Below are 12,864 nucleotides of genomic sequence, written 5' to 3'. Positions count from 1 at the left end.
ATTTCTATAACCATGTACTTGTACGTGGCCTAGTGTTTTTATGGTAGAAAACTACCGCTCATGATTTTAGCCCGTTATAAAATACGGCATAGCGCGAGCAAAAATTTATTACATATAAACTCTTACTGCGCCTCGCATATTACTCCTATAGTGAATGATAAATTTCACTATAGGATTTGACCATGTCATCCGCCCTGAAATACTCCTCATAACGCATAAGAGCATTCTCTCCCATTTTTACGGCTCTCAATGGGTCCTCCCACAACTTCGTCATTGCATCTGCGAGAGACGCACTGTCTCCTGGAAGTGCCACGCAACCGGTTTCTCCTTCGATGTTGATGTAGGTCGTGCCCGTACCAATTTCACAGGAAATTAGCGGCTTTCCATACATCGCCCCTTCCAGCAAAGAAATACCGAAGGCTTCAGACCTTAAGTGAGAGGGGAATACCAAAGCAAAACATAACTTCAACAGGGCTGCCTTATCGTTATCAGGCAAGGCACCGACAAAAAAAACATTATTCAGATTCGCGTTCTTTGCCTTCTGTTTTAGCTCCATTTCCATGGGCCCTTTACCCATGATTACAATAGGCAGCTTTGTCTGCTGAGCAGCATCCAATAAAAAATCGAGCCCTTTGTAATAACGAAGTGCACCAACAAAAAGAAAAAACTTCTCTCCCAACGTTTCACGCCAATGATCCATTGATGTGCCTGTCACCTCAGGGTACGTGTTCCGATCTATGCCGATAGGAACAACCTTAACCTTGCTTTTGTATTTCGACAGCACATCACTGCTTGCAACGTAGTTAGGGGAAGTAGCAACAATCACATCCACACTACGAAGAAATGCATGCAGTAGTGGACCGTAGAGCTTGAGCAAGGACTTCTGTTTGACGATATCCGAGTGATACGTCACAACGGTTGGCTTCTTGATCCTTGTCAGGAAATGCACCATATCCATGAAAGGCCACGGAAAATGGTAATGGATAATGTCCGCTTGCTCTGCGAGCTCGGCGAAATCCTTGAAAGCTCCGATCGAGAATCCAGTGGATGCAAACTGAAAGTTTTCATATGAACGATGCGTTACATGGTTTGCGAGCTTTTCGTTACGCATAGCGCCACGAGGACTGAGGTACAAAACCTCAGACTCTATTCCGTTTTGTATGCCGCCTTCAGCGAGCTGAAAGATGACCTGCTCTACCCCGCCCATGGTGTCGGGGTAGTACGTCTTGAAAAAGTGCAGGACTTTCAACGTTTGCCCCCGAGAACCTTCGCAGGTACGCCCACATAGGTGCCGGCAACCTCAAGATTACGATGAGCACACGCGCCAGCTCCCAGCATGACATCGTCCGTTATCTGAAGGCCGTCGATTACCGTTGATCCGGCGCCCAGGAAACAGCGGTCGCCGACACGACTCCGACCGGCAACGACGGCGCCCACGGAAACGTGGCTGAATTGGCCCACGATGCACTCATGCTCAACGATAGCTCCAGTATTGATAATGCAGCCGCGCCCCACCGAAGCCATCGGCCCTACATGTGCATGATGAGCGATGAAACTTCCTTCGCCGATCAGCGCCCCGATGCCCACGGTTGCACTGGGGGCAATGAGTGTGCCCAATCGCCACCCCTGCTGAATGGCCCAATCGCATTGCTCCACTCGTTTCTTGTTATCTCCGGCAGCCGGAATAACAACCCAATCTGCGGGCAATTCAAAATCCATCGACGACTTGACTGGAAAAGAAGTAAAGGACTCACCCGGTCTGGCATTGTTGTCGATAAAGCACAGCTGTGATACCCCCGAGGCGAGCGCAACATCGGCCACGCTGCGGGCGTGACCACCAAATCCCAGAATAAGCATCCCTGTGATCGAAGTCATATATCGGCCTCTGAAGGACTAACATCACCCGCAGAAATAGTTTCAAGCACCTTTATGTGCTCATTTACAACATCCGTCCAGGTTCGCTGAATCAAATGCTGATAGATGTCTTTCTGTAGCAACAAAAGCTCATCTCGATGCGAAAGCGCCCATTCGATACGGCGCGCCATGTCTTCCCAGTCATAGGGGTCGAAAAATGTCGTTTCTTGAAGCTCTGGCTGATTGAGTATCTCTTCGGTAACCGGGATGCGAGCCATGACTACCGGGGTGTCGACCGAGAGTGCCTCGGTAAAAGTGAACGGACATCCACCTTCGCTCAGGCTGGGATTCACTGCCAGATCGGCCAATTTGTAGCAAGCCGCAAGCTCCTGCACGGTCAGGCCATGCAAACACAGAACATCATTTTCCAGGTTATGTTCTTCAATAAATTTTTTGACTGCCGGATAACGTTCCGGATCACCCGTCAATATCAGTTTATGGCTGATAAATTTTTTCCGCAAAAGAAACTCATACGTTTGCAACAGGACAAGCAGATTTTTATTAGGCCTGAATTGACTGGCATAAAACAAAAACTTGAATGATGTATTAGCGAATCCAACTGTATAGTTCTTATTAGAAGATTTACGCATTGCACTGGCCAGCAGCGTCTGGGCATAGTGGAGCGATGTAGCTTCCAGATCAACAAATCCTCTCGTAGTCACCCACTGGTTCAACATATTAGGCGCATGATGAATCACAGATACATCAGAAGCGCGTATTGAATATTGGTCGACCAATGTATCCCACTTGATTGCATTACTGTAGGTGACGTAATGCTGACCTGTCTGGATTGATTTTCGAACCTCCTCGTAGGTCTGGAAGAAGCGTTCCCCTCCCACATTTGAAAATCCAACAGGAAAATCTGAAAGCACCACATCCGGTACACACATAAGCCTTGGGCGATCAATTTTATTGAATGCGGGCCAAAAAGCGGTAGGGCTGTACCATGCTTTTACTTCTACCAGGTCATCAATCAATTGAAGCATACGCTCTGACTCGATTCGCTCCATCATCTTGTAAAGACGAAAGATGAATGCATTGTCTTTCGGTTCGTCCACTGCAACCTGAGCACGAGACGAATAGCGCCTGATAGGCCTCATCAACCTTCTTGCAACAAACCCAAACTTCATCAAGACCTGTATAAATAGACCCAGGATGAGAATGGGACTTAACAGACCAACAACACACGCTAGCAAAATACCCTCGAGGACAAGAAGTGAAAGTCCCGAGTACGTATTGGTAGTCACCAATCGATGCATTACATATTCAGCAACAGCTGTTTGCGCCTTTGTAAAACCATTGAGCAATCGCTTGAAGATACCTGGTTTGCGCTTGCGCTTTTTTCGAGCGACATAGGCCTCATAAACCTCAAGAATCATTGGCTTTTTGGCGGGACTAACCACTTCAAAACAATCTTTTGGAACACCTTCGCTCTTAAAAAGATCCTCAAGCCCCTCTTTGGACCAGCTCGGGCATACAAGTGTAAAGCGTACATCCTCTCGCTGACCTGCGCCCTTCAGAAAAGCGGCCAGATAGCGACCCAGACCTTCATGGCGCAGATCCAAACCTGGTGCGTAAGCCAGGTAAATACCGTATTTTTTTATAGACACTCTCGTATGACTCCCCAATACTCACCCGCCAACTGTTCAACGCCTTGTTTTGCCAAAAGCTCAGGCGATGGAAGCAGGGCCTTCTTGGATAAGTAAGTCAACTCCATTTCTTTTAATTTATGAGCCATTTCCATGTAGTCGCCGGCATCCATCCACGACAACTGTAATGAAAACTGCTCATCCATCTCACGCATCGCGGGATAGTTGCTACTGAGCGCAGGCACTCCGAGGCCAGCAGCCTCGACAACGCTGAATGTGCCGTTATCTATTTTCCCTGCGTGCCATACGAAAGTCGCACTCGCCAAGGCGCAGCGATACTCAAAGTCAGGAAGCTCACCTAGCCATCTGACTTTTGCCTTCAGCTTGTCGCTCGAACCAACAAGAGCCGAAAGGAATTTCAGATGCGGTAACTCACTCTCTAGCAAGTTGACCGTATTAACCCCTGTCACATGACACTCAAGCTGTCCTGACAGATTTTCGTAGTAAAACTTAAGAGCCTTGAATGCATTCTCGTGATTTTTATGTGCCCCTGCATTAGTAGCCCACAAAAAATAAGCTTCAACTGGAGGTGCCAGTACATCTGTGTCAATTTTAGAGAACTCGGGCGCCAACATAGGTACTTTTGCTATGCGACCGATCTCTACTCCGGCATATTGAATCGCATCCTGCTTCGTGAACTCAGTAGTTACCAGAACCTTTTGCGCTCTTCTGACCGCACTTATGAAATTCTGGTCACCCGCAGGAGACAGGACTTTTTCATAACGCTGAAGATAATCGTAAATCATGAAAATGCATGGTCGTACCGGTAACAACGGCGCAACCACTCGATCAGAAACCACGATCCAGGCATCACAATCCAAAAGCTGCTTTATACCGTCATCGGGAACGACATACCTTCCGGAGTCCGGTTCCCAGCCTTCGTGACCGGCGTACCGCATCGCTCTGCGCGCTGTCTGTGCATCAAGGGATTTCCACTGAAAAGAACGCTGTTGAATTCTTTCGTCTTTTTCCGATGGATCTTCTGAAGAGTCGATTGAAGACCTCAAGTGCAAGAGAACTACGTCAACATCTTCTCCCCACTGACGGCTCCCTGCATGCAACGCCTCAGCCAGAAGCCGGGCGCCTCGAAGACTCCCTCCCCTGTACTCGACCGGTACTACTACCGCTATTTTTTTACGCTTGGCTGGCCTTTCACTTTGCTCCAACCGACTTATTTCCAACTCTTCCAGTATCTCTTTGAAACTGTTCCGCCAAGCGGCTTCACAATTTTCTGCGCGCATGGGCTCGAGCATGACCGCCTGGCTACTGCGTACCTGCTCAATAAACTTCCAGTCATCCTTCAAGATACGACGGATCTTCTCCCTCGCTTCTTTGACCGTTTCACATCGACCAGGAAGCGTCAAACCGCCCATTCTATCGAGAATACCCCCGCCCATGAAAATAAGGGGCATGCCAACTCGAATGGCTTCGTACGGATGATAATGAATATGATTGGGCTCACTTGAGTGATAAAACATCACTCGAGACTCTCTCATATTATTTTCATGCTCTTCATTAGTCACGAAGCCCAATACATCTGGATCACTCACATCTATCGGTTGGGAGCCGCCGATTTTGTACGGAAACCCTTGCATATCCGAAACAAAATCTTCATAGACTTTTTTGTAATAGCTACTAAAACCGATATCCGGACATACGAAAAAAATATGTTTCTGGCTACCCTTCCAGACATCATTGACAGCGCAATTATTAAGACCCAGCGGTAAAAACGACTTTCTCTTTTGCAGATAAAGGGCCTCTGAGTCTGCAAGATGCTCGTATGCAATCCCCAGCCACAGGCGTCGACCCAGTTTTTTGACAGACTGAGTTCCCAGCGTGAGCACCTTAACTACTTCCGTGTAACTTAACGTTTTGTCCAATCCGTAAGCACGCCAAATGGCCGCACCGCTGAATGAACGAGAAACTTCATTCATGAATCCTTTGGAATGACAAATGAAAAAACAAACATCGAAATATTTATTGGCAATATCCCAAGCTTCTTTCGAAGGCGACACATACCAATTCTGCTCATTCAAAATTGCAAGATCCCCAGCGGGAATCGTAAGGTTGGCGTCTTCAGACCAATCGATACTTGCCGAACGAAAGCCGATCTCCTGCGGAAATGACTTTGGAAGAAAGAACTCGGCAATCCCAAGGGTTTTGAGCATCTGGAGTTCGAACTTTCTCGCAGATCCATGGTTCAGCAACCACATAACACGAAACGGTTTAGTTCGCATCAGCAAGTCCATTTATTTTTTTGTATTCAGCTATAGCGCTTGATATCTCACCGTCATACAACAGTTCACCATGGTGGAACACCAACCCACGAGTACAAATGGATTGCAAGGCTCCAAAGTCATGAGACGCCAACACGAGTATTTCAGCTTTCTCGATCAGGCTGGTAATGCGCACTTTGGCCTTCGCCATGAAATTTGCATCACCCGCACCGATCACTTCGTCCAACAGCAAAATATCACCACCGACAGTGGTTGAAATTGCAAACGCCAGCCGTACTTGCATCCCGGCCGAGTAGGTCTTTATCGGATAGTCGATGAACTCGCCAAGATCGGCAAAGGCTACTATTTCATCAATTTTCTCTCGCATGAATTTTGGGGACAGACCAAGCAACAAGCCGCGATAGAGAATATTCTCACGCCCCGTCGCATCTGGTTCGAAGCCCAGGCTCAAGTCGAACAAGGAACGAACCTGCCCCTCTACCACCAGTTCGCCACTGGAGATGGGGTACAAACCGGCCACAGTCTTCAGGAAAGTACTTTTCCCTGCGCCATTGTGCCCCAGTAACCCGACCCTCTCGCCGCTGACGATTTGAACGTTTATGTTCTTGAGCGCGTGAATATCGGCTACATGCTGGGTAGCCTGCTTTTTCGAGAACATATTTGCCATCAATGACTTCAGTGAACGCTCTTTATAAGCCGCAGATGCGTAATGAAGATTGACGTTCTTGACATTGATCTGATTGATTTTGTTGGTTCTCATAGGTAAAAAATCACCTTCCGCTCGGCTTTGTAACCCACGTACATCGTGATCAGCCCAAAGAACAGAGCGGTGCCCAAACTAAACGTGTAATTGGCAAGCGTTGGCCATTCGCCCTGCAACAGCGGCGCCCTGAACAACTGAAGAATGTGGTAAATCGGATTGTAGTCGACCAAGGCGTGGAGCCCGCCGTTTTGAAACATTTTCGCTTCAAAGTACACGGGGGATACGAACCATAATGATTGCATCACAAGTCCAAGAGCATGGGGCACATCACGAAAGCGAGTACTGATATAGGATAGGAGTGTGGACACAGGCCATGCTATCAATGCGACGACAGGAAATATTGTCAAAGTCGCTAGCCAACTCCATCCGAAATTCTGCGGCATCATGATCGCAACCCACACAAAGAGGGAAACACTGGCGAGCATGAGCACAATCGAACTACCGAGTACAGTTCGCAGGGTATAAATAGCCAAGGGATGATTACATTGCTTAATGTAGGCATCTGCTTGAACGAAAGACAATGAGCCGCCGATTGTATTAGCGGAAATGAACTCCCATACGATAATGCCGGAGAGAACATAGGGAGCGTAGGTCAGGACATCAGTATTGAACAGTCGGCTGAATACCAGCGTCAGGAGCAACGTCATACCCAGGGGCTGGATAATTGACCATGTCACCCCCATGAACGATCTGCGCCAGCGGGAGCGCAAATCGGCTAAAGCCAGATGCACCCAAAAATATCGGGCAGCCCAAACGCGAGAAAAATACGAAAACATTACTTCCCCTGAATAATTAAATTCGAAAGCCTGGACATTAATTGTCCTCTTTGAATTTTATGAGAATTGAGGCTGTCGCCAGCCTCAATTCCAAAGCAACATCAGCTGGCAAAGTAAGATCGAATTTCGTCTACTACTTGCTGTACCTGTTCGCGAGTCAGCGTCGGATAGCTCGGTAGGTTCATCCCTCGCGAACTAAGGTCCTGCGCGACCGGAAAGGTTTCATCCGTCTTGCAATGTGGCATGGTGTTAGCTGGAGCAAATAGCGGACGTGTTTCGATGCCTTTGCTCTTCAAATGATCACGCAGGGCCTGACGCCGGCTAGCGTCATCCAGCACCACCGAGCACATCCAATAGGAGTGACGGGTTCCTGGCTGCTCTGCATGCATCTGCAATGGAAGGCCTTCGAGCGCTTCACGGTACCAGTCCGCGACCTGCCGCTTGAGTGCGATGATCTCGTCAGCACGTTCCAATTGAGCAAGGCCAATGGCGGCGCAGATGTTGGTCATTCGGTAGTTGTACGCCAACTCGTCATGCCAGTATTCACGAGTCTTGGACACGCCTTGGCTTTTCAGGTGGCAGGCCCGATCGTGAACGTCCTTGTTCTTGCAAACCACCATCCCACCCTCACCGGTGGTAATGGTTTTGTTGCCAAAGAAACTGAAGGTAGCGACATCACCAAAGGTGCCAACATGCTGATCTTTGTACAGAGAGCCAAAAGCTTCTGCACAGTCTTCGATCAGCAGCAGATTGTGCTCTTTGCAAAGCGCGACGACTTCGTCCATGTCACAGCTCAAGCCGTACAAGTGCACGACCATGACAGCCTTGGTTTTCGGCGTGATACGACTGCGAATGTCAGCAACGTCGACGTTCCAGGTATCCGCCAAAGATTCGGCATACACGACTCTCGCACCGGTCTGCATGATGGTGTTGACCGACGCGACATAGGTCAGCGTCGGAACAATCACTTCATCGCCAGGCCCAAGCCCCAATGCCGCCATTGCCAGGTGAAGGGCAACGGTGCCGTTGCTCACTGTGGTCGCGTGTTCTGCACCAATGTAACGGGCGAACTCGCTCTCAAAACGGGAGATAAACTCTCCACGAGAAGAAATCCAGGTCGAATCGAGACACTGGTTTACATATTCCTTTTCGCGACCGCCCAGGAAGGGCTGATATACAGGAATCATCCCAGCCCCCTTTATTCCTGACCCTGGAAATATTTAAAGCCGTGTTCAGCGACCAGCTTGTCGCGTTTGGCTTCACGCAGATCTTCACGCATCATTTCTTCTACCAGTTCATTGAAGGAGGTAGTTGGTTCCCAGCCCAATTTGGCCTTGGCTTTGCTTGGGTCACCCAACAGCGTCTCAACTTCGGCAGGACGGAAATAACGCGGGTCGACGGCAACGATGCATTGGTTGGTTGCGACGTCGTAACCTTTCTCGTCTACACCGCTACCTTCCCAACGAATCTTGATACCGGCTTCATTCGCTGCAACTTCAACAAATTCTCGAACGGAATGCTGTTCACCGGTCGCGATCACGAAATCTTCCGGAGTTTCTTGTTGCAGCATAAGCCATTGCATTTCCACGTAATCACGGGCATGACCCCAGTCACGCAGGGCGTCCATGTTACCGAGGTACAGGCAATCTTGCAGACCGACCTTGATACGTGCCAAAGCGCGGGTGATCTTGCGAGTTACGAAGGTTTCACCGCGGATCGGCGATTCGTGGTTAAAGAGAATACCGTTGCAAGCATACATCCCATAGGACTCACGATAGTTCACAGTGATCCAATAGGCGTACATCTTGGCGACGGCATATGGGGAGCGTGGGTAGAAGGGCGTGGTTTCTTTCTGAGGAATTTCCTGCACCAGACCGTATAGCTCTGACGTGGATGCCTGATAGAACTTGGTCTTCTTCTCAAGACCGGCAATGCGGATTGCTTCAAGGATCCGCAGCGTACCCATGGCATCAGTGTCAGCAGTATATTCTGGAGACTCGAAGGACACCGCAACGTGGCTTTGCGCCCCGAGGTTGTAAACTTCATCCGGCTGTACTTCCTGCACGATGCGAATCAAGCTGCTCGAATCGGTCAGGTCGCCGTAGTGCAGATTCAGATCATAGCCTTTCTTATGCGGGTCATGGTAAAGATGGTCAATACGATGAGTATTGAACAGGGAGGCGCGGCGCTTGATGCCGTGAACCGAATAACCTTTCTTGAGCAGGAACTCGGCGAGGTAAGCACCATCTTGACCAGTAATACCCGTAATCAACGCTACTTTCTTGTCGCTCATTTTTTCACCAATTTAAATTAATCAATCGAACAGTAAGTCCCTATTAGAGAATCAGCTTATCGCCGATCCCCCACCTTCCCTCTGGAAGTGAGACCCATTTTTTTCATTCCATACATTTACTGTTCAGCAATCCCTCAATTTCTTTGACTTTTAACGCTACCAGCGCTGGATCCCTTCTGCTTTCCACATTCAATCTCAACAAAGGTTCAGTATTTGAACCTCGGAGATTGAACCGCCAGTCAGGAAAATCCAGACCAATCCCATCTGTTTGATCAAGGTGAGGCGCCTGAGGCAGGTAGTGTTTCAAGACCTCCTCCAGCGCCACAGCCACATTGCTCACTCGATAGTTGATTTCACCACTGCATGGGTAAGCGGCGATACGCTCATCAACGAGTTGGGATAATTTTTTGCCCGAGACAGACATCAGCGCAGTCACTAGCAGCCAGGGAATCATGCCGCTATCGCAGTAGGCGAAATCCCGGAAATAATGATGAGCACTCATCTCACCGCCGTAGATCGCATCCTCCAGACGCATACGCTCTTTTATGAAGGCGTGCCCGGTCTTGCATTGTACTGAAACACCACCCGCCAATCGAACCTGGTCGATCGTGTTCCAGGTCAGTCTCGGGTCATGAATGATCTTTGAGCCGGGGTTCTGCTTGAGCAGCATCTCGGCCAGCAAGCCCACCAGGTAATAGCCCTCGATGAAGCGGCCGTGCTGGTCGAAAAAGAAGCAACGATCGAAATCGCCATCCCACGCCAGCCCCAGATCGCAGCCACTTTCCAGCAGCGCTTGCCGTGTCAAGTTACGGTTCTCTGGCAACAGCGGATTGGGCACACCGTTAGGAAAGTTGCCGTCGGGCTCGGCATTGATCACCACCCATTCAAATGGCAGCTTTGGGATCAACGCTTGCAACACCGGTCCGGCCGCGCCATTACCTGCGTCTGCAAGGATTTTCAGCGGTTTCAAATCAGCCATGTTGACGTAGGTAAGCAGATGCTCAACGTATCGAGTCTTATCAAGCTCGAATCGAACCTCGCCGGGAGTTGACGCCAACGCCCCCAGATCACCACTCTCCACACGATCGCGTATGGCATTTAACCCTGTATCGCCGCTGATTGGCCGTGACTCGGCCTTCACCAGCTTCATCCCGTTGTAACCCTTGGGATTGTGGCTCGCGGTGATCATCACCCCACCGTCCGCTTTGAAGGCACTGGTGGCAAAGTAGACTTCTTCAGTACCGCACAAACCGATATCAATGACGTTCGCACCCGCTTCCAGCAATCCGCGAGTCATCGCCTCGGCCAGCATCGGGCTTTCGAGTCGCATATCTCGTCCCAGCACAATATTCTTGCCCTGCAACTCGGCAACCATGGCCCGGCCGATCCGGTACGCAACTTCTTCGCTGAGATCGGATGGCACTTGGCCGCGAATGTCATAGGCTTTGAAACACTGGGTCTTGATAGGGGTATTCATACCACTCTCTTACTGAAGTATGTGCGATGCAGGTGCCGAACCGGACCTCCATGCACGCGTCAGATGGAAATGCATCAGGTCTTGGCAAAAAGCAAAAAAGCCTGGTCGGTGAAAACCTCACCAACCCGGCTTGCGATGCGATGGAAACTGTTATTTGTCGGTGCGACCGTAATTGTCTTCGAAGCGCACGATATCGTCCTCACCCAAATAGTCGCCACTTTGCACCTCAATAAGCACCAGGTCTATGACCCCTGGATTCATCAGGCGATGCTGGTGACCAGCACGGATAAAGGTGGACTCGTTGGTGTGCAGCATCAGCTCCTGCTTGTCGTTGATGACCACAGCCGTACCACTGACAACGATCCAATGTTCGCTGCGATGATGATGCATCTGCAGGGACAGGGACGCCTTGGGTTTCACCACAATACGCTTGATCTTGAAACGCTCGCCGTTTTCAAGTGTCGTGTAAGTGCCCCAAGGGCGATGCACGGTGCGATGCAGCAAGTGGACCGTATGGCTGCAGGCCTTCAGCTGGTTGACGATATGCTTAACATCTTGGGCATGATCCTTATGCGCGATCATCACCGCGTCGGGTGTATCGATCACTAACAGGTCTTCAACGCCCACCAGCGCCGTCAGACGACCTTCGCTGTTCACGTAGTTGTTACGCGACCCGTGGGACAACACTTCACCTTCAAAGCGGTTGCCATTCTCATCAGGCTCCGTGAGCTCACTGACAGCATTCCAGGAACCGATATCACTCCAACCAATGTCACAAGGGATGGTCGCCACTTTGGATGAACGTTCCATCAACGCATAGTCGATGGAAATATCCGGAACCTCGGCGAAGGCGTCTGCATTGAGCGCAAGGCAGCGATACTTGGAAGATGAGGTGAGGCGCGATTGCTCGATAGTGTTGGCTACCGCCGCCACGACGTCAGGAGCATGTTCACGCAGTTCTTCAAGTACCGTTCCGACCCGGAAGCAGAACATTCCGGAGTTCCAGTAATAGTTACCAGCGCTGACATAACCTTGAGCCGTATCAAGATCGGGCTTTTCAACGAAGCGGGCGACCTTCAGCCCCCCCTTCAATGGTGCATCCTTTTGCGCTTCGATATAGCCAAACCCTGTTTCGGGGTAGGTTGGCTGAATACCAAAGGTAACCAACCATCCCTCGGCAGCCAGCGCAGTGGCATTGGCCACGGCCGCGGCAAATGCTTTTTCGTCTTTGATCAGATGGTCTGCGGCCAGCACCAGCATCTGAGCGTCCGGACCATGGGTGGCTTCCAATTGCAGCGCAGCGGCAGCAACAGCTGCGGCCGTATTACGACCGAAGGGCTCCAGAATGAATCCTTGAGCATGTTTGGCCTTATTGACTGCGCCGTACTCGTCTTCCGTCTTGAACAGGAGTTCACGATTGGTCACCGTAAGAATCTCCACAACACCTTCCAGGCGCGCAGCACGGAGGAAGGTCTTCTGGATGAGATTCTGGCCATCCGGCAGTTCCATGAACGGCTTCGGATGGGCTTCTCGAGAAACGGGCCACAACCGGCTGCCCACTCCGCCAGACAAAATTACGGGAATCAGTTCCATGCGCTAAATCCTTAATCCCCTTCTGGCAGATGCAACCAGTAAGCGGGGCTCAGTTATGTTTCCAGTCATTCCTGCATCGTGATCAATGCAAAATCTTGCTTGGAGCGACCACAAGGGGAATAGCTCGACTTCGATCCAAACCTGTCGGGCTTACCCTGACGC

The 12,864-nt window shown here is 50.1% G+C and carries 10 protein-coding genes; all 10 read right to left on the bottom strand.

Annotation, left to right across the window (positions count from 1 at the left end; genetic code table 11):
• Window positions 1–145 precede the first annotated feature (145 nt).
• The 10 genes from AC07ZE_RS09165 to AC07ZE_RS09120 all read right to left on the bottom strand — a co-directional run bounded on the left by AC07ZE_RS09165 (window position 146) and on the right by AC07ZE_RS09120 (window position 12,702).
• Window positions 146–1,249 carry a glycosyltransferase family 4 protein gene (locus AC07ZE_RS09165; protein WP_207263548.1) on the bottom strand — a complete coding sequence of 368 codons (1,104 nt, stop codon included), beginning with the start codon at window positions 1,247–1,249 and terminating at the stop codon, window positions 146–148.
• Window positions 1,246–1,875: an acetyltransferase gene (locus AC07ZE_RS09160; RefSeq protein ID WP_207263546.1), complete on the bottom strand. Its 630-nt coding sequence runs from the start codon at window positions 1,873–1,875 to the stop codon at window positions 1,246–1,248. Before AC07ZE_RS09160 ends, AC07ZE_RS09165 begins: the two co-directional genes overlap by 4 nt.
• Window positions 1,872–3,524 carry a glycosyltransferase gene (locus AC07ZE_RS09155; protein ID WP_310650361.1) on the bottom strand — a complete coding sequence of 551 codons (1,653 nt, stop codon included), beginning with the start codon at window positions 3,522–3,524 and terminating at the stop codon, window positions 1,872–1,874. Before AC07ZE_RS09155 ends, AC07ZE_RS09160 begins: the two co-directional genes overlap by 4 nt.
• Entirely contained in the window at window positions 3,515–5,800 is a 2,286-nt protein-coding gene (locus AC07ZE_RS09150; protein ID WP_207263544.1) for a glycosyltransferase family protein, read from the bottom strand. Before AC07ZE_RS09150 ends, AC07ZE_RS09155 begins: the two co-directional genes overlap by 10 nt.
• Complete coding sequence (locus AC07ZE_RS09145; protein ID WP_207263542.1) at window positions 5,790–6,560, bottom strand: ABC transporter ATP-binding protein; 771 nt, start codon at window positions 6,558–6,560, stop codon at window positions 5,790–5,792. Before AC07ZE_RS09145 ends, AC07ZE_RS09150 begins: the two co-directional genes overlap by 11 nt.
• On the bottom strand, window positions 6,557–7,339 hold the full coding sequence (locus AC07ZE_RS09140) for an ABC transporter permease (RefSeq protein ID WP_077046209.1): 783 nt from the start codon (window positions 7,337–7,339) through the stop codon (window positions 6,557–6,559). Before AC07ZE_RS09140 ends, AC07ZE_RS09145 begins: the two co-directional genes overlap by 4 nt.
• A gap of 101 nt (window positions 7,340–7,440) precedes the next feature.
• Window positions 7,441–8,526, bottom strand: coding sequence for a DegT/DnrJ/EryC1/StrS family aminotransferase (locus AC07ZE_RS09135; RefSeq protein ID WP_207263540.1), 1,086 nt, complete (start codon window positions 8,524–8,526; stop codon window positions 7,441–7,443).
• Window positions 8,527–8,537: 11 nt separating this feature from the next.
• On the bottom strand, window positions 8,538–9,632 hold the full coding sequence (gmd, locus tag AC07ZE_RS09130; RefSeq protein ID WP_207263538.1) for a GDP-mannose 4,6-dehydratase: 1,095 nt from the start codon (window positions 9,630–9,632) through the stop codon (window positions 8,538–8,540).
• Window positions 9,633–9,735: 103 nt separating this feature from the next.
• A complete protein-coding gene (locus AC07ZE_RS09125; RefSeq protein ID WP_207263530.1) occupies window positions 9,736–11,109 on the bottom strand; it encodes a phosphohexomutase domain-containing protein in 1,374 nt (457 codons plus the stop codon).
• Between the two features lie 150 nt (window positions 11,110–11,259).
• Window positions 11,260–12,702: a mannose-1-phosphate guanylyltransferase/mannose-6-phosphate isomerase gene (locus AC07ZE_RS09120; protein ID WP_207263528.1), complete on the bottom strand. Its 1,443-nt coding sequence runs from the start codon at window positions 12,700–12,702 to the stop codon at window positions 11,260–11,262.
• Window positions 12,703–12,864 lie beyond the last annotated feature (162 nt).

The sequence above is a fragment of the Pseudomonas sp. GW101-3H06 genome (assembly GCF_059424605.1).
Note: the sequence above shows the minus strand (reverse complement) of the source record. Positions and strands in the feature narration are given on the sequence as shown.